Annotated in this window: 20 protein-coding genes and 1 pseudogene; 14 read left to right on the top strand and 7 right to left on the bottom strand. The window is 60.8% G+C overall.

The annotated features are described in order from the left end of the window. Window positions 1-206 precede the first annotated feature (206 nt). A complete protein-coding gene (locus tag EP376_RS19875; protein WP_008335981.1) occupies window positions 207-1,274 on the top strand; it encodes a hypothetical protein in 1,068 nt (355 codons plus the stop codon). Between the two features lie 329 nt (window positions 1,275-1,603). Here EP376_RS19875 and EP376_RS19870 read toward each other — a convergent pair whose 3' ends face one another. Beyond that, complete coding sequence (locus EP376_RS19870) at window positions 1,604-2,005, bottom strand: MerR family transcriptional regulator (protein WP_008335980.1); 402 nt, start codon at window positions 2,003-2,005, stop codon at window positions 1,604-1,606. Window positions 2,006-2,101: 96 nt separating this feature from the next. Between EP376_RS19870 and EP376_RS19865 the strand changes: the two genes are divergently transcribed. From EP376_RS19865 to merA, 6 genes are all read left to right on the top strand, one after another. Then, window positions 2,102-2,509: a mercuric transporter MerT family protein gene (locus EP376_RS19865; protein ID WP_176244179.1), complete on the top strand. Its 408-nt coding sequence runs from the start codon at window positions 2,102-2,104 to the stop codon at window positions 2,507-2,509. A gap of 12 nt (window positions 2,510-2,521) precedes the next feature. Beyond that, complete coding sequence (locus EP376_RS19860) at window positions 2,522-2,827, top strand: heavy-metal-associated domain-containing protein (RefSeq protein WP_009807473.1); 306 nt, start codon at window positions 2,522-2,524, stop codon at window positions 2,825-2,827. A 22-nt stretch (window positions 2,828-2,849) separates the two neighbouring features. After that, window positions 2,850-3,146, top strand: coding sequence for a hypothetical protein (locus EP376_RS19855; protein ID WP_222481190.1), 297 nt, complete (start codon window positions 2,850-2,852; stop codon window positions 3,144-3,146). Window positions 3,147-3,243: 97 nt separating this feature from the next. Next, window positions 3,244-3,474 carry a mercury resistance system transport protein MerF gene (gene merF, locus EP376_RS19850; protein ID WP_050759304.1) on the top strand — a complete coding sequence of 77 codons (231 nt, stop codon included), beginning with the start codon at window positions 3,244-3,246 and terminating at the stop codon, window positions 3,472-3,474. A 63-nt stretch (window positions 3,475-3,537) separates the two neighbouring features. Further along, window positions 3,538-4,887: a dihydrolipoyl dehydrogenase family protein gene (locus EP376_RS19845; RefSeq protein WP_127657320.1), complete on the top strand. Its 1,350-nt coding sequence runs from the start codon at window positions 3,538-3,540 to the stop codon at window positions 4,885-4,887. A gap of 57 nt (window positions 4,888-4,944) precedes the next feature. Further along, the gene (merA, locus tag EP376_RS19840; RefSeq protein WP_009807474.1) at window positions 4,945-6,396 is read left to right on the top strand and encodes a mercury(II) reductase; all 1,452 of its coding nucleotides are present in this window, start codon (window positions 4,945-4,947) and stop codon (window positions 6,394-6,396) included. A gap of 249 nt (window positions 6,397-6,645) precedes the next feature. On the opposite strand, the gene EP376_RS19835 is transcribed toward merA, so the two are convergent. After that, window positions 6,646-7,992 (bottom strand): IS5 family transposase, encoded by a 1,347-nt coding sequence (locus EP376_RS19835; RefSeq protein ID WP_127657319.1) that lies wholly within the window; start codon window positions 7,990-7,992, stop codon window positions 6,646-6,648. Here EP376_RS19835 and EP376_RS23660 point away from each other — a divergent pair. From EP376_RS23660 to EP376_RS19830, 3 genes and pseudogenes are all read left to right on the top strand, one after another. Further along, window positions 7,931-8,203 (top strand): annotated as a pseudogene (locus EP376_RS23660) (hypothetical protein); the annotation flags it as partial. The gene EP376_RS19835 and the pseudogene EP376_RS23660 sit on opposite strands and share 62 nt — an antisense overlap. A gap of 198 nt (window positions 8,204-8,401) precedes the next feature. Next, window positions 8,402-8,614, top strand: coding sequence for a hypothetical protein (locus EP376_RS23655; RefSeq protein WP_420837136.1), 213 nt, complete (start codon window positions 8,402-8,404; stop codon window positions 8,612-8,614). Between the two features lie 18 nt (window positions 8,615-8,632). After that, window positions 8,633-9,646, top strand: a complete 1,014-nt coding sequence (locus tag EP376_RS19830; RefSeq protein WP_420837135.1) for a transposase — start codon at window positions 8,633-8,635, stop codon at window positions 9,644-9,646. Here EP376_RS19830 and EP376_RS19825 read toward each other — a convergent pair. The 5 genes from EP376_RS19825 to EP376_RS19805 all read right to left on the bottom strand — a co-directional run bounded on the left by EP376_RS19825 (window position 9,623) and on the right by EP376_RS19805 (window position 12,299). Further along, complete coding sequence (locus EP376_RS19825; protein ID WP_425463158.1) at window positions 9,623-10,021, bottom strand: cation diffusion facilitator family transporter; 399 nt, start codon at window positions 10,019-10,021, stop codon at window positions 9,623-9,625. The two genes, EP376_RS19830 and EP376_RS19825, sit on opposite strands and share 24 nt — an antisense overlap. Window position 10,022: 1 nt before the next feature. Beyond that, window positions 10,023-10,685: a TVP38/TMEM64 family protein gene (locus EP376_RS19820; RefSeq protein ID WP_008327266.1), complete on the bottom strand. Its 663-nt coding sequence runs from the start codon at window positions 10,683-10,685 to the stop codon at window positions 10,023-10,025. A gap of 3 nt (window positions 10,686-10,688) precedes the next feature. Continuing rightward, the gene (locus tag EP376_RS19815; protein WP_008327267.1) at window positions 10,689-11,138 is read right to left on the bottom strand and encodes a DUF6010 family protein; all 450 of its coding nucleotides are present in this window, start codon (window positions 11,136-11,138) and stop codon (window positions 10,689-10,691) included. Between the two features lie 161 nt (window positions 11,139-11,299). Then, entirely contained in the window at window positions 11,300-11,737 is a 438-nt protein-coding gene (locus EP376_RS19810; RefSeq protein WP_222481193.1) for an ion channel, read from the bottom strand. Between the two features lie 88 nt (window positions 11,738-11,825). Beyond that, window positions 11,826-12,299 carry a rhodanese-like domain-containing protein gene (locus EP376_RS19805; RefSeq protein WP_008327269.1) on the bottom strand — a complete coding sequence of 158 codons (474 nt, stop codon included), beginning with the start codon at window positions 12,297-12,299 and terminating at the stop codon, window positions 11,826-11,828. Window positions 12,300-12,487: 188 nt separating this feature from the next. Here EP376_RS19805 and EP376_RS19800 point away from each other — a divergent pair, with 188 nt between their 5' ends. From EP376_RS19800 to EP376_RS19785, 4 genes are all read left to right on the top strand, one after another. After that, window positions 12,488-13,210 carry a response regulator gene (locus EP376_RS19800; protein ID WP_007803380.1) on the top strand — a complete coding sequence of 241 codons (723 nt, stop codon included), beginning with the start codon at window positions 12,488-12,490 and terminating at the stop codon, window positions 13,208-13,210. Beyond that, window positions 13,210-14,676, top strand: a complete 1,467-nt coding sequence (locus EP376_RS19795; RefSeq protein WP_009807480.1) for an ATP-binding protein — start codon at window positions 13,210-13,212, stop codon at window positions 14,674-14,676. The genes EP376_RS19800 and EP376_RS19795 overlap by 1 nt, the downstream gene beginning before the upstream one ends. After that, window positions 14,612-14,917: an SHOCT domain-containing protein gene (locus EP376_RS23365; RefSeq protein ID WP_222481198.1), complete on the top strand. Its 306-nt coding sequence runs from the start codon at window positions 14,612-14,614 to the stop codon at window positions 14,915-14,917. Before EP376_RS19795 ends, EP376_RS23365 begins: the two co-directional genes overlap by 65 nt. A 65-nt stretch (window positions 14,918-14,982) precedes the next feature. Further along, window positions 14,983-16,983 carry a heme lyase CcmF/NrfE family subunit gene (locus tag EP376_RS19785; RefSeq protein WP_127657318.1) on the top strand — a complete coding sequence of 667 codons (2,001 nt, stop codon included), beginning with the start codon at window positions 14,983-14,985 and terminating at the stop codon, window positions 16,981-16,983. Window positions 16,984-16,990 lie beyond the last annotated feature (7 nt).

Below are 16,990 nucleotides of genomic sequence, written 5' to 3'. Positions count from 1 at the left end.
TTTATGTATCACCAATAAACGACCGTTTGAAAACGAATGCAAGCAAGTGATCTCTTGTCGTGCTGGTGCACAATCCCTTGGTTTTCTTGCACTGAGCGCGATCTGAGAGGTTCCGCCGACAGTCGCGCGTCCGTACTATATAAAGAGCGCGGGCAACTGCCACAAAATCGCTTGGGTAATGTGCATAATATAGATATTTTGCACATATGAAGCCGCAAGCATCTACTTTTCCTGATGATTTTGACGACCCCCTCATCACCACCGAGGGGGATGTGGGGGCTCACGAGGACGACCTCTGGTTCCTGCCGGGGCCGCTCGAAGAAGAACCGGATGATTTGCCGCCCGGGCCACGGGCAGAACCGTCCGACATTGCTGTCATCGACGACTGGGCAAAGGCGGAAGCGGCTCAGGCTGCGCGGCTGGCAAAGGTGGCTGGACGCCTGGGTGCGCTGGATGACCGCTTGCTGCGTGGCCCGGATGGCTGGCGACACAGACTGGCACTGATCGAGGCGGCAGACCTCAGCTGGCTTGCAGGGGATCGGGTGAGTTCTGACCGCCTCGCTCTTTGGATATCAATGCGATTGTCTGGCGCACAGGATGACCCGAATGCCTTGGCAAGAGTTGGCTGGGCTGTTCGCCGCCTGATGGGTGGTCCGGGTCCAATGGTCGATCTGGCGGCCTTTCTGGACCGCCGCGATCCCGAGAACATCGAGGATGCCACCGAGCGGCTAGAGGAGCGCGCGGGCGGATGGCTGGAGGTGATGAAATCAGCTGTTCATCTACACCCGATCACGCGGGCTTGCATGGGGTTTCACCTCTGGAGCTTGGCGGGTCTCGGGCAACAAGGCGACCAGATCGAAGCAGCCGTTACCGCGGCAAGGATCACGGCCAGCGACGGAAAGGGAGCGAACTTTGCACCACTAGCTATGGGTGGGGCAGGGGGGTTGCGCGCGTCGGGCTTACCACCGGAGCGTCTTGCTCGCTGGCTGGATGGGATGGAGACTGCCTGCCTGACCGCGATGCGGCACTTGGACTATATCGAGACATGGTCAGCGAGGACAGAAGCAGAGATGAGCTCGCTCTCAGGCAAAACTCCACCGGCTTTGCGTGCCGTGCTGACCGAATGGCCGCTCCTCTCCGCACCGATGGCCGAGGCCCTGACCGGCACTAGCCGAGCGGCGGTCCAGCGGAACCTGACCTGGATGGAAGAAAGGGGATTGGTCCGTGAGGTAACAGGGCAGGGAAAGTTTCGAATGTGGCGGACAGCAAATTAGAATTTGCCTAAATGAGAACAAGAACATGCCCAAGCGGGATTTCAGCCATTCAGTTTCCAGTAAAATACGCGACCTTCAGGAGAGGCGCGAGCACCTCGAAGCCGCGGTGCCGGATCGAGCGATAAATCTTGCGGTAACTCTGTGCCTGCACCTGTCCGAGTTGATCAGCTTGGCCGGCTACGGCCTGATTCGTGGAAGCGGATGTCTAGGAAACTAGGGGCACCTCAGAGCGCGGTTTCTTCGCTGCCCGCGATATTGGTCACGGTGTTCCTAGCGCGGAAGCCAAGGACTGTCCGGTTTGATTGCCGCGGATTTCCTCAAGAAACCTTTTAGGCCTCCTCCCTCAGCGCATCTATGACGGGGCATTCGGGCACATCGTCTCCGCTACATTGCGCCACGGTGGACGACAGGACGTGCTCAATGCGCTTGAGATCCGCGATCTTGGCGCGGACTGAAGCGAGATGCGCATTTGCCAGACCCTGCACCTCGCCGCAGGTCTGGGCCCCGCCATCGACCAATGCGAGCAGATCGCGAACCTCGTCGAGCGTGAACCCCAACTCGCGCGCGCGCATGATGAAGCGCAGACGCGCGACATGTCTGTCATCGTAGACGCGATAATTTTTGCTGGAGCGCGGCGGCTCGGGCATGACGCCGATGTTCTCGTAGTAGCGAATAGTTTCGAGATTGCAGCCGGTCAGCTTGGCCAGATCTCCGCGCCTGAGGACCTTCACCGATCTGTGATGATTATTCACACCAAACCCCCTTGAGCCTGTACCAGCTACAGACCCTAGATTGAGATCATCACTGAGGCAAGGATGATTCGAACCATGACTGAAACCACATCCGCCGGCCGCCAGTCGGCAATGGGCGAAACCCCGGCAGCTGACAAAAAGGCATGGGCGACAACCGGGCTCGGCGTACTCGGCGCGCTGGCCATGACCTCCTGTTGCATCCTGCCGCTGGTGCTGGTGAGCTTCGGCGTCACCGGCGTGTTCATCGCCCAGTTGGGCGCGTTCTATCAATATAAGTGGATCACCTTCGCACTGAGTGCCGCTTTCATCGGATACGGCTTTTACAAGGCGTATAGCCCGATCCCGGCCGAAGCCTGCGTTGATGGCACCTGCGCGCGACCGATGAACCGAACACTCATGCGGTCCATTCTCTGGATTGCCAGCGGGATCGTCGCCGTGGCGATGATCTTCCCCTACCTGACCCCCTACATCCTGTCCTACTGAAAGGCGTAACCGATGAAACATCTCTCTCTCGCACTCGCAACTCTCGGCATTCTGGCCGCAATGCCCGCCAGTGCCGAAGAACAGCGCATCAATGTCGGTGTCGCCGAACTGACATGCCCGACCTGCTCGTTCACCGTCGCGGCGGCGATGCGCGGCGTGCCCACGGTCGAAATCGTCGACTTCCAGGAAGGCGAGGAGTTTGGCACGGGCACTTACGTCGTGGCCTTCGACGATCAGGCGGCCAACCCAGACATGATCATCGAGGCGGTTCTGGCCAATGGCTATCCGGCCGAGGTGCTCCAGGCGGGGGAGTCCTGAGCACGGAAGGACGGGTATGGCCATGGATGACAAACATTTGGGCGGGCTTCTGGCCTTCATCATTGCCGCGCCGATCATGGTGATCTGCTGCGGCGGCGGTGGCGTCATCCTAGCCACCATTCTCGGCGGGATTGGCGGGTGGTTGATGGGGCTCGGCGGAATAGCCGCTGTCGTCGCGGCAATTGGCGCGGCGCTGGTTGTTCGCGAGATCAGGCGCAGGGGATCAGCAGGTGTCGATGGCGCACCGGATGAGACTTGCACCAAAACCCGGGCCGCCGGTGAGAGTATCCACCGCCCGGCCGATTTCGCGGCCGAGTAGAGCAACGCACCGGCACAGGTCTTTGGGCTGTTCGGGTCGATCCCGGATCCGGTGGCACCACGCAATTGATGCACCAGACATGAGGAAACAAATTACGATGCCTTCAGACGACACATCTTCGAACGGCCTTTTGAAAGTGGGCATCATCGGCACCATCATTGTGGCGCTCTGCTGCTTTACGCCCATTTTGGTGATCCTCTTCGGCGCGGTCGGCCTGGCCGCCGTCGTCGGATATCTCGACCTCGTGCTGTTTCCGGCACTGGGCATCTTTATCCTGCTGACCATTTACGCGCTCTGGCGCAAGAACGCGCGCGGCTCGGCGTCCTGAGGGAAACTGGGCTGACATCCATCCAAATAGCGCCTCAGACAAAGCATTGAAGAGAAAAACCTTATGACGAAGAGCTACGACCTTATCGTGATCGGCGGTGGAACCGGTGGCAATGGCGTCGCCCGGATGGCGGCGAATGCCGGCTGGAGCGTCGCCAGCATCGACAGCGAGCCCCATGGCGGCACCTGCGCCCTGCGCGGTTGCGATCCCAAGAAGATGCTGATCGCCGTCACCGAGGGCGTCGAGTGGGCGGAAAACATGAAGGGCAAGGGGCTGGAGGCGCAGCCTTCGGTCAACTGGTCCGACATGATCGCCTTCAAGCGCAGCTTCACCGACGCGATGCCACCGCGCATCGAGGCCGGGCTGGAAAAGGCCGGGATCGACGTCTTGCACGGAGAGGTACGGTTTACCGGCCCCGATGCGATCGAGTTGAACGGCGAGACCCTGAGGGCGAAGCATTTCCACATCGCCACCGGTGCCCGACCGATGACGCTGAACATCCCGGGCGAGGAGTATCTCGCCACCTCGACCGATTTCCTGGAACTGCCCGAGCGTCCCGACCGCATCGCCTTTGTCGGCGGCGGGTTCATCGCGATGGAATTCGCCCATGTGGCCAAGCGCGCGGGCGCGCGCGAGGTGACCGTGCTGGAGATGATGGACCGCCCCCTGGGCAACTTTGATCCCGATCTGGTCGCGATGCTGGTCGAGGCGACCGCAGAGCTGGGCGTCGATCTGCGCACCAAAGCGAAGGTGGCGAAGATCGAGAAACAGGGCGACGAAGTCGTGGTCACCGTGGAACGTCACGACGGCACCGAAACGATCACTTGCGATCTGGTGGTGCATGGCACCGGCCGCGTGCCCAACATAGACGGGCTGAACCTCGAGACCGCTGGAGTCGAATACTCACGCCGTGGCATCAAGGTGAGCGACGCGATGCGCGCCACCAACCCGGCCATTTTCGCGGCCGGCGACTGCGCTGATAGCGGGTTGAATCTGACCCCGGTCTCGGCGGCAGAGGGACGCATCGCGGGGAAGAACATTCTGGGCGGCAAGGACGCGCGGGAGATCAAGTATCCGCCGATCCCGTCAGTGGTCTTCACCCTGCCCATGGTTGCTACCGTGGGCTTGTCGGAAGCGGCGGCCAGGGAGCAGGGGCTGAAGTTCGATGTGCATTTCGAGAAGACGGAGGGCTGGTATTCGTCGCTGCGCGTCGGCGCGAAACACACCGGATTCAAGGTTCTTGTCGAACGGGGCAGCGGGCAAATACTCGGCGCGCACCTGATCGGACCAGGAGCCGAGGAGCAGATCAATCTTTTCGCCATGGCCATGGGTGCCGGGCAGACCGCAAATCAGATCAAGGCGATGATTTTCGCTTATCCCAGTTACGCCTCCGACATCGGGTCGATGGTGTGAATTGAAATTTGACCGCCGCCAAGATGGTGGCGCCCGGTTCAAGTAAAGGAAATGAAAATGGATCAAACCGTCAAGGAACATGATTGCTGCTCTTCGAAGGATGTCGGCGCCGACAGTTATGACCTGATCGTCGTCGGTGCGGGCTCTGCCGGGTTCTCGGCTTCGATCACTGCAGCTGAAGCCGGAAAGCGGGTGGCGCTTGTCGGGCACGGCACCATCGGCGGCACCTGCGTGAACGTCGGCTGCGTTCCGTCCAAGGCGATGATCCGCGCCGCAGAGGCGGCCCATGGTGGCGCGTCCGCTGCCCGGTTCCCGGGCATTGCGTCCTGCGAACATGCGGTGGATTGGCCAGCCGTTGTGAAAGGCACGACCGATCTGGTCGCGGAGATGCGGCACAAGAAATATATCGACCTGCTGCCCGCCTATGAGAACGTCACCTATATCGAGGACGGCCCGGCGCGATTGGTCGAGGGTGGCGTCGCTGTCGGCGGGCGGGTGATATCCGCCCCGCGCATCCTGATCGCCACCGGCTCGCGCCCCCATCAACCTGCCATCAAAGGCATCGACACCGTGGAGACCCTCGATTCCACCGGTCTGCTGACCCTGCCCGACCGGCCCGAAAGCATCATTGTGCTGGGCGGCGGCTATATCGGCTGCGAGTTGGCGCAGATGGCCTCAAGGCTGGGGGTGAAAGTCACGCTTGTGACCCGCTCGCGCCTTCTGCCCGGCGCCGAGCCGGAGGTGGCCCAGGCGCTGACGCAAGCGCTGAAGACCGAAGGCATCGCGGTCGAGACCGGTCTTGCTTACGTCTCGGCCGCGAAAGCTGCGGGCGGCGTCATTCTGACTGTCGAACGCGATGGAAAGACCGAGGTTTTGTCCGCCGAACGGCTGGTTGTGACCACCGGACGGGTGGCCAATTCCGAGAACCTCGGGTTGGAAGACCTCGGGATAGAGACCGACGCGCGCGGCTCGATCAAGGTCGGTCCTGACATGGCCACGACGCGGGCCGGCGTCTGGGCGGCGGGCGATGTCACCGACCGTGACCAGTTCGTCTACATGGCCGCCTACGGTGCCAAGGTGGCAATCAACAATGCCCTTGGACTGGAGCCAATGCGCTATGAGAATGCGGCGATGCCATGGGTCGTGTTCACCGACCCGCAAGTGGCCGGTGTCGGCGTTTCAGAGGCTGGGGCCAAGGCGGCGGGGCACGAGGTCAAGATCAGCGTGATCACGCTCGACAACGTCCCGCGCGCCGCCGCGGCCCGCAACACCCGCGGCGTGATCAAGCTGGTGGCCGACGCCAAGACCGACCGCCTGCTGGGCGGCCAGATCGTGGCGCCCGAAGGCTCGGACACGATCCAGACGCTGGCAATGGCGCTCAAGTTCGGCATGACCTCCAAGGCCCTCGGCGAAACGATTTTCCCATATCTGACCACGGTTGAAGGGCTGAAACTTGCGGCCCAGACTTTCGACAAGGATGTGGCCAAACTCAGCTGCTGCGCGGGGTAATGCCATGGTGCTGAAGGAAAGGACCGATCTTCTGTCGACACTTCCCGGTGCGTTGATCGCGTCGCGTAGCCCTTAATTGGGCTCTGCCTCACTTTGTGTGGCGCAACTATCCTGAAACTGGAAAATTCAGGAGGGATAGTTGTGAGTTCGAAGAAGCACTGGTCGCCGGGCAGCGATGTTGCAGTTCAAAGCGTTGAACGAAGTGAATCCGGCGGGTGGATTGTATCTGGTCCGCCCTGAACAATTCGCTCAGACGGCGACAGCTCGGTTTCCGTGAGGGTGTCCCGCTGCGAACGCGCTGAGAATGGTGCGGATTAAGAGCGCCAAAAGCGCCCTGAGGTGGGCGAGGATCTTACGGATGTTGTGGCCGCAGGCGCAGAGGACGGCGAAGAGCGCGTCGCCGGTGGTGCCCATGAGCGGACAGCGCGTCAGCCGCCCGTCGGTTTTCATGTGGCCGATCTCCGGCTCGATGGCGCTGCGGCGACGCAGGAGCTTGGTCAGTGTTGGCGTCATCCCTTTCCGAGTGCCGCTGATCAGCACCCGCGTCGTCTCGACGCCGTGCCCGCGGTAGCCGCGGTCGACGAGCGCGAGAGCCGGGCGGTGGTCGGTCAACACCTCGACTTGCTCGAGGGCCTCGGCGAGGGTGTGGCCGTCATAGGGGTTGCCGGGCAGCGCCCGCATGCCGACGATGAAGCCCTCGTCGATGGTGGCGGCGACAGTGACCTTGGTCCCGAACTCGTAGCGCACCCTCGCCTTGCCCTTGGAGATGCAGTCTACCTCCGGCTCGTGCAGGCTGAAGATCTTGCCCTTGTCCTTCGGCTGCTGGCGCAGCAGCCGCGAAGTCAGAACCAGCATGTCGAGAATACGCTCCCGTAGCGGGCCTGCCGGCACGCTGTCGAGCTGGCGGCGCAGGTCACGCATGACGCGGCCCGTGTAGCCTTTCAGCGTCCGCAGCGCCTTGCGCATCCGCTTGAACTGGCGAGCGTGGGCATAACGTCCGACCTTGATCGCCAGGCGCGGCGCCAGGCGCGCGTAGCTCTGGCGAAGCTCGATGCCGGCCTCGGCAGACAGCGCCACCAGCTTCTGCCGCGCCGTCTCGTAGAGCCGGGCGTCGGTCGGATGCGCAATGTTCTTCTCCATGACCGTCGTGTCGACCGACACCCGCTCCAAGCTCTTCTCCTCAACCGTTCCTGAGGCGCGGCCAGCCTCGATGGTCTTGGTCAGCAGCCATTCGACGCCCTCTTCGCCGATGCGCTTGCGCCAGCGGGTGAGTGAGGACGGGTCGATCGGCGGGCGGTGCTGGAAAAAGATCTCGCCGCAGAAGTGCTGGTAATACGGGTTCTCTACCCAGCGGGCGACGACAGCCTCGTCCGACAGGTCGAAGGCGTGCTGGAGATAGAGAAGCCCTGCGATGAGCCGCGGCGGCGTTGCTGGCCTTCCCACGGAGGAGGGGAAAAACCCGGCCCACTCCCGCTCGAAGAACTCCCAGTCGATCAGCTCCGCCAGTTTCGCCAGTTCGTGGCGCAGATCGATCATGTCGGTCAGGCGGGGACGCAGGAGGTCGTCCTGCTCTTCAGCGCGGGGACGAGGCTTCATCACGGCTCCGGAAATCGCAAGGTTTCAAGACGCAGCTTACGAAAGCCTGCGATTCCACGCCATCAATTTCATCAGATCAGCAAGCAAAGTCAGGTGCTTGGGAGTTGTTCAGGGCGAACTATCTGGCGTCTTGGCACCCAACGGCATTTGCCCAGACTGTGGATTGCATTCACGCCGACGTCATGGCTGGCGGCGTCGGTGGCTGCAGGATTATCCCGCGCATGGAGACGCGGTAACGGTTGATCTCGCAGTTTGCCGTTGGCGATGTTTGGCGCCTGCTTGCCCGCGCCGGACTTTCTCGGACCAGATCAGCTCGATTGCGCGTCCATTTGCACGTCGTACTTCGCGTGTAGGGGAGATTGTCGGCCATCTTGGGCATGCGACAGGCGGACGGCCTGCGGAGCGGTTGTTGCATCGTTTGGGCCTTGGGGTCAGCGATGACACGGTGCTCAGGCAGCTGAAAAGGTGTGCTCAAGGCACCACCGAGGCGCCGACAATCATCGGGATCGACGATTGGAGCTGGCGGAAATCGCAAACCTACGGCACGATCATCGTGGATCTGGAGCGTCGCGTGGTCATCGACATCCTCGAGGATCGAGATGTCGTCACCTGCACCAACTGACTAAAGCGACACCCCGAGGTGGAAGTGATCAGCAGAGATCGGTGCGGTCTCTACGCCAAGGCTGCCCGGCAAGGGGCACCGCAGGCAAAGCAGGTCGCCGACCGGTTCCATATCGTGCAAAACCTGCGGCAGGCCATTGAGGAACAGATGAACCTTCACGGCCGTGCCACCGGCAGGGCGCTGCTGTCCGACGCCGACAACATCACCGCAGCCGGAAGCCTTCTGAAGTCCCGCCTTGCGCACAGGACGTCCCGGGAAGAGATTTTCACCACCATCCATGCGCTCCGAAATCAGGGACTTTCCTGCAGCGAGATCGGGCGGCGAACAGGGTTTCCGCGTCGCAGCATCGCGAAATGGCTGCAGTTCGAAACACCACCGGACCGCAGGCGGGCCGCTTTGAAGCCGAGTTCGCCATGGTATTTTGAAGAGTTCCTGAGCCAAAGCTGGAAGGAGGGCATTCGAACTGGCAGCGCCCTTTTCAGTCTGATCCAAGAGCGTGGTTACGAGGGGAGCCAGTCGCATTTGCAGCGGCCGCTGGCGGGTTGGCGCAGAGCCGAACAGCAAGCGAGCGATCCCAAGGTAGAACACAAGATCCTGGAGCCGGTTCGGGACCCGGAAACGGGGCACGCGATCTCCCCGGTCATCGCGGCCGCGCTGTGCATCAAACCGCGCGGCAAGCTCACCTCGGATCAGGCGCGTAAAGTCGATGCGCTCAAGACCCGCTCTCCCGCCTTCGTATCGATGCGCAGCCTCGCCATGCGGTTCAATGGTATCCTGCGCGGCCGCGTGGCAGACCCGCTCCCTGCATGGATCGACGACGCGATCGAAACCGACCTGGCGCCCATCGTGCGCTTTGCCCGCACAGTGAACCGGGACTACGAAGCCGTCAAAAACGCCATCGAGATGCCCTGGAGCAACGGCCAAGCAGAAGGTCAGATCAATCGCCTGAAGACCCTCAAACGCGCCATGTACGGCCGAGCCGGTCCAGAATTGTTGCGGGCGAGAATGCTACCGTTCCACCACACAGATTGAGGCAGAGCCGATTAAAGGGCAACGCGACACCAGGTGAATCGGATTCCCGAGCCGCATCGCGCCCATCCAGATCACCAGAAGCGCCATACCGAGAAGAAAGCCGCCATTCACCAGTGCCCCGATGATCTCGGCGCGGTACCAGCCGAAACTCCGCGCCGAATCCGCCGGGCGGCGCGCAATGCGCTGCGCGATGATGGCCACCAGAACGCCGCCAACCGCCGACAGGGTGTGAAACGCATCCGACAGGACGGCAATCGAGCCAGTCCAGAGCCCGACGGCCAGTTCAATCACGAAGTAGACGCCGGTGAGCCAGGCCGAAATCACAAGGGCCTTGCCGGAACTCGGCATATGCCCGGCGTGGGAATGACTGGCCATATCAGCTCTCCTTCCGTTTCGTACCGGTCTTTCGCGTCGCGGCGAAGAGAACCGACAGGCCGGTAAAGCCACCCAGCGCAAGTGCGGTCCATGTGGCAGTGCGGGCATCGCCGTTCATCGCCTGGCTGCCCATGTGAGCGAGCAAGAAACTCGCTGGAATAATCCCGGCCATCGTGGCCAGCGCGAACCTCCAAAGATGCAGCTTGCTCAGACCTGCGGCGTAACTGATCATATCGAAGGACAGAAACGGCAGCAGGCGACTGCCGAAGACCAGGAAGGTCAGAGTGTTCTGGGACCCGAACAGGCCTGCGTTAATCTTCTGACCGAGATGACGCTCAACGAAGGGACGACCCAAGCCGCGGGCCAGACCAAAGGCGGCAAGCGCACCGAGTTCCGCACCTAGAACGACGAAGAGCGTCCCGTACGTGTGTCCATAAGCCGCTCCGGCGGCGAGTGCGATTGGCGCCGAGGGCAGGGGGCTTGCGACAATAGCGATTGTCATGAGCGCCACGATGACAATTGGTCCGGCAAGACCTGCCGCCTCGATCCAGCGGTCAATTTCCGCGCGATCCGGCAGGCGAATGTCAACGCCAAGGACGTCCGGGAAGGCCAATGCGACGACTCCCATCAGGAACACCGCCATAAGAAGGATGCGCATCATCATGGATCAAAACACGGCATAGAGCAGAACGAAGAACGTCGCTGCCAAAAGGTCAAAGGCCACGCAGAATGGAATATACCAGTTCGGAATCCGGGCGAGACGATAAGAATTGTGGTGTGACATGTCCCAAAGGGCGTGAAGGGCCAAGCCCAAGGGGAGGAAGGCCCACTGCCATATCAGCCCCAGGAACGCTGCTAAGCCGAACAAAAGGGCGACCGCGAGCTCTGCCCAGAACACGCGCGCTCTGCCGTCCGCAGCGCCAAAGCCGATATAGGCACCGCCAATCAAAGCAAGCGTGATCGAAGCAAGAGCTATCGAGCTTTGCTCATCCAAAAAAAGGTGAGCCGGCAATGTGAGAACGACAAGCAACACGCCAACCCATACGGGAGATTTCAAGATATCCCCGTGTCGATGGTGCGATACGTGATCGCCTGTCTTTTCGAAAATCTGTGCCATGGCTTTGTACCTAGGGATTCCAGCAACTGGAAGGTCAAGGGCTATTCATCCACGCGCGCAACGCAGCGCTCACTCAACCGTTCCACGGTGAGGTCAAAGGACCGATATCAGGACGTATTTGACGCTGACGCCAAGCTCATGTCCGACGCGCGTGGCGATTTTCAGTCATCTTTCGCCTTCTGCCAGACTTGCTGGCAGGCTGAGTAAAGAAACGTCGCTGACCAGGTCAGCAACATGAAGCCCAAAAGCGATTGCAGCATCAGCAATAGTCGAAAGGGTCCGACCACCTCTATGGACGAATAGCCAAGGGTCGAGAACGAGATGCCCGTAACATAGAGAACATCCTGAAACATCGGAGGGCTGTTGCTGAACGATTGCGGCAGAACGCTTGCCACCACCATCGTGTTGAACACGGCGAGCGTCACAAGTTCCAAGACATGCAGCAACAGCAACGTGGAAAACGTCAGGATGATCCGAAAGCCGGAGCCATCCGACCGCTGCGGGGAAAACTTCAGAATGCCCGACAACGCATAATGATGGACAATTCCCATCACGATCGCCGCGCATATTCCGACAAACATAGCCATCAACTCGGTCATACACCCAAACCCGTCTTCCTGTTCAAACAGGTCAATTTGACCATACATCAGGCTTTTAGCACAACGGGACCAATTGATTCTTCACTGGTCAGGCCAACGCGGGGGGCAACCCGTTCAGGGCGACATCCACCGGAACGGTCGGCAAGTTCGATGCGATCCAGCCAGGCCCTTCGCCTGATCCCAACATCCCTTCCGAGATATCGGCGTAGCCCGAATAACCAGCTTGTCTCAACGCTCGAAGCAGCGATGCGGAGCGTCCGCCAGTGGCGCAGATCAGTCCAACAGTGCGATCACCGCTCAGTTCCTTGGCCCTGAACAATCGGTCCGGAAAACCGGACGCGTGCATGCTTATCGGCCATACACCAGCACCTACGCCGGTTTCTTGCCACTCTTTGTGCGTTCTGACATCGATGATCCGCGCCGTATCCGATAGAAGCGCGTCAAAGGCATTCTCTGCCGACCAGACAGATCGGCTCTGCGCCAACAGCGGTGACGCCGCGACGGTCAGCACCGTCATATGAGCACCCAGAACGAAACGGCGCCGGTTCAAATCAAGAGCCATATTCGAAAACCTCATCCTTTGATCGGTTGCGATCCCAAAGGTCACATAACATACGCGCGACGCTACCCGGGAGCACGACACGGTGCAGGCACAGATTTGTATCCATCTGTAGCAAGGGACTGACCTGATACAAACGGCTACAATTCTGCCCATGAAACAGAATGCAACGATGATCTAGGAAGGACGCCATGGGACCGCCACCTCATATCCTTATCGTGGACGACCACGCTCAGATACGCGAAAGCGTCGCGCGCTTCCTGGAGAAGAACGGAATGCGCACGACCGTCGCCAGGGATGCCGTGGAGATGGATGCCAAGCTGGCCACTGGTCACTTCGACCTCCTCGTGCTCGATGTCATGATGCCGGGCGAGGACGGTTTGTCGGTTTGCCGCAGACTTGCGCCAGAGGGTGATCTTCCGATCATCATGCTGACGGCGCTTGGTGAGGAAACGGACCGGATCGTGGGTCTGGAAATCGGTGCGGACGATTATCTCGCCAAGCCGTTCAATCCACGAGAACTGCTCGCCCGCATCAAGTCGGTTCTTCGGAGAAGCAACCGCGACGAACCTGTGGCCGGAAGCCTCGCTGGGAGGAAAGTCTCTTTTGCGCACTGGATACTGGATACCGACCGGCAGGTGCTGATTGACGAGTCCACCACCGAGACCCCATTGACGACCTCCGAGTTCAAATTGCTGGCGGTCCTGCTGGAACGCGCGAGGATGGTGCTCAGCCGTGACCAGTTGCTTGACCTGACCGCTGGTCGGACGGCAGGCCCGATGGATCGCACCATCGACAATCAGATCAGCCGTCTCCGCCGCAAAATCGAGCCGGATGTACTTAGGCCCAGTGTCATCAAAACGGTGCGGAACGGCGGATACTGTCTGGCTGCCGATGTCGAGGATGCGCCGTGATGCGCCGTGCGATGAGATCTCTGAGCGGCCAATTGATCCTGCTTGTGGTCGCGGCACTTGTCGTGGCCCAGGTGATCAGCCTGTTCCTGTTCGCCGACGAGCGCAGCCTTGCGATCCGTGCAGCTTTAGGATTCGAGGCCGCGGGTCGCGCAGCGAATGTCGCGCGGTTGATCGAAGAGGCCCCGCTGGATCTGCAGGACTCGATCCTTCGCGCGGCAAATTCGCCTCTGATCCGGTTCGATCTGTCGGACGCTCCGATCGTGGATCACACCGGTCATTCGGACGGCGGCATCGTGGAAGCGCGCATACGCGCCCTGATGGATGACAGCTACAGCCGGGATATTCGCGTTGAATTGCACGAGGTCGAGGGCGAGTTGCGGCCTCTTCCCAATCTCTCGGACGAGATGACAGAAATGCATCTCGCGATGATGCGCGGAGAGTTGACAGCGGTTGAAATGAACCTGTCCATCGCCATCAAGGGAGCGCGTTGGCTGAATGTCGGAACGCGGTTCGAGCGACCGCCGATCCAATGGCCTTTCTATTCGATGCTGACCTTCGGGATTTCCGCCGGACTGCTTCTGGTGGCGATCTTCTGGTTTGTAATGACGCGCCTGACGCGTCCTTTGCGGCACCTGTCGAAGGCCGCGGACCATCTTGGCCGGGGCGAAGATGTGGGCGAATTGGCGGTCACAGGGCCGACCGAGGTCAGAGATCTGACCGTCGCATTCAACCGCATGCAACGACGGCTGACCCGGTTTGTCAGTGATCGTACACGTATGCTCGCAGCCCTTGGCCACGATTTACGCTCGCCGTTGACTGCCATGCGTGTCCGCGCGGAGCTGGTTGACGAAGAAGAGACGCGGGACAGCCTCATCGCATCGGTCGAAGAGATGCAGAGTATGGTCGAAGCGACGCTCACCTTTGCACGCGGCCTTACCGGATCCGAAGGTGCCGAAGTGGTCGATCTGCGCAATTTTCTGGACAGCTTGTGCAGCGATATGGCGGCACACTGCACCTTTGCCCCGAGTGATGATGTTGCCGTGCGGCTTCGACCCAACGCGTTCCGAAGGGCACTGAGGAACTTGCTTGAGAACGCCGTTCGCTACGGTGGTGCCGCAAAAGTCAGCTGGGCGACCCACGGTTCGAACCTCGTACTCAACATCGATGACAATGGGCCCGGCATTCCCGTCGACCAGTTGGAAAAGGTCTTCGATCCGTTCTATCGCCTCGAGCAATCGAGGTCTCTGGAAACGGGCGGTTATGGGCTTGGGCTCTCAATCGCGAGGACAATCGTCCAATCCCATGGCGGCGATATCCAGCTGGTCAATCAGAACAGCGCGGGTTTGCGCGCTGTTGTCACCATCCCGTTGGATGAAACCGAACTGATCGAAGGAGAAACAGATGAAACTGAACGCGTTGATCCTGCCGTTGCTGGCCAGCTTGCCCGCCAGCATGGCGCAGGCTGATGGACCAGGCTCCTGGACGGGGCACATGTGGGGCAGTGGCTATGGCTTTATGGGCGGCTTCATGATGCTCGCCTTCTGGGGTGCGCTGATCGCATTGGTGGTGTTTCTGGTGTTCAGGCTGCGGGACAATGGCACCCGTCCCCCGGACTCGGACGCGCAGGAAGCGCTCAGGCGCCGCTTTGCAAATGGGGAAATCGACGAAGAAGAGTTCCGTCGCCGCAAAGCAACGCTCGACGAATAGACCCCGCCGCGGACGCCAAAGCCGTCCGACGCGACGCCCACCGACGCTGAATAGGAAAGAACGCCATGGTCCCGGAAATTGGTCACTTCGCACTGGCCCTCGCACTGGCGCTTGCGCTTGTTCAGAGTGTTCTACCGATTGCAGGTGCGTCGCGTAGAAATGCCGTCTGGATGAAATCCGCCCAGGCGACGGCAATAGGACAAGTGCTGTTTGTGGCCATCGCCTTCGCAGCGCTGATGCAGGCTTTCATCGTCAGCGATTTTACCGTCAGGAACGTCGTCGAGAACTCCCATTCGCTCAAGCCAATGCTCTACAAGGTGGCCGGGACCTGGGGCAGCCATGAGGGTTCGCTGCTGCTCTGGATCCTGATACTCGCGGTGTTCGGCGCGGGCGTCGCCTGGTTCGGATCGAACATCCCCGCCGAGACCAAGGCGCGCACCTTGTCGGTGCAGGCGTGGATCAGCGTCGGCTTCCTGTCCTTCCTGCTGCTGACGTCGAACCCCTTCGAGCGGGTGTTTCCGCCGCCGCTCGACGGCAATGACCTCAACCCGTTGCTTCAGGACATGGGTCTCGCCATGCACCCGCCGCTCTTGTATTTCGGGTATGTCGGCTTCTCCATCGTGTTTTCCTTTGCCGTTGCGGCTCTTCTGGAAGGGCGCGTCGATCCGGCCTGGGCCAGATGGGTCCGCCCGTGGACATTGGCCGCGTGGGTCAGCCTTACGGCAGGTATCGCTCTTGGATCGTGGTGGGCCTATTATGAACTGGGCTGGGGCGGCTGGTGGTTCTGGGACCCGGTCGAGAACGTGAGCTTCATGCCCTGGCTTCTGGGCACGGCGCTGCTGCATTCCGCCATCGTCACCGAAAAGCGCGACGCGTTCAAAAGCTGGACCATCCTACTTGCCATCCTGACTTTCTCGCTTTCGCTGCTCGGGACGTTCATCGTCCGGTCAGGCCTGCTTACATCCGTGCATGCCTTCGCCGTCGATCCAGAGCGCGGGCTTTACATTCTGGGTCTGCTGGCCGTGTCCATCGGTGGGTCGCTGGCGCTCTACGCCTGGCGGGCGCCCGAAATGGAGCCGGGTGGTCTGTTTCGCCCGATCAGCCGCGAGGCCGGGCTGCTCGTGAACAACCTCATTCTGGCCGCCGCTACGGGAACGGTCCTGTTCGGGACGCTTTATCCGCTGATCCTCGAGGCTATCACGGGGGACAAGATCTCGGTGGGTCCACCTTTCTTCAATGCGGCTTTCATTCCGATGATGCTGGCGCTGGTCGTGTTCATGGGTCTTGGTCCATTCCTGTCGTGGAAGCGGGCTGATATCGCCGGGTTGCTCGATCGCATTCGGTTCGTGGTCGTTCTGGCGTTCATCGCAGTTTTGGCCGCATGGTATCTTCTGAACGGTGGGCCGATCATGGCCTATCTTGCCATCCTTGGCGCAGCGTGGCTGCTTTTTGCAACCCTACGGGAATGGGCGCTACGCATCCGCCTGTTCGAGGTTCCCCTTGCAGAGAGCGCGAGACGCGCGCGCAATCTGCCACGCGCCTCTCACGGTATGACACTCGCCCATGCCGGCGTCGCTGTGTTGATGATGGGGATGATCGGCTCGACCGGATGGAAGAGTGAGGAGATCGTCTTTGCCGCCCCCGGGACCGAAGTCACGATCGCGGGGTTCGACATCACCTTCGAAGGGGCCACACAGGTTCAAGGGCCGAACTACATCGCGGATCGCGGCACCCTTGTGGTCCGTCGGGATGGCGAGCTGGTCACGACGCTTTTCCCAGAACGCCGGTATTACCCGGTCGCGGAAAGCCAGACGACGGAGTCGGCCATCCGCTCTACATTGGCGGGTGATCTCTATACGTCGATTGCAACGCCAGCCTCCGATCAAGTGAACAACGCCGGAGCATGGACCCTTCGGATCCTCTATGAACCGCTCGTCAACCTGATCTGGATCGGCTCGATCCTGCTGGTGATCGGTGGCTGTTTGTCTTTGTCGGATCGCCGTTTGAGGGTCGGGGCGCCGCGCCGCGCCAAACAGCCAGCCAGCGATGCTGTTCCTGCCGAGTAGGAGAGAA

The organism is Alexandriicola marinus (assembly GCF_004000435.1).
GTDB lineage: Bacteria > Pseudomonadota > Alphaproteobacteria > Rhodobacterales > Rhodobacteraceae > Alexandriicola > Alexandriicola marinus.
This window is presented reverse-complemented; position numbering and strand designations above follow the sequence as displayed.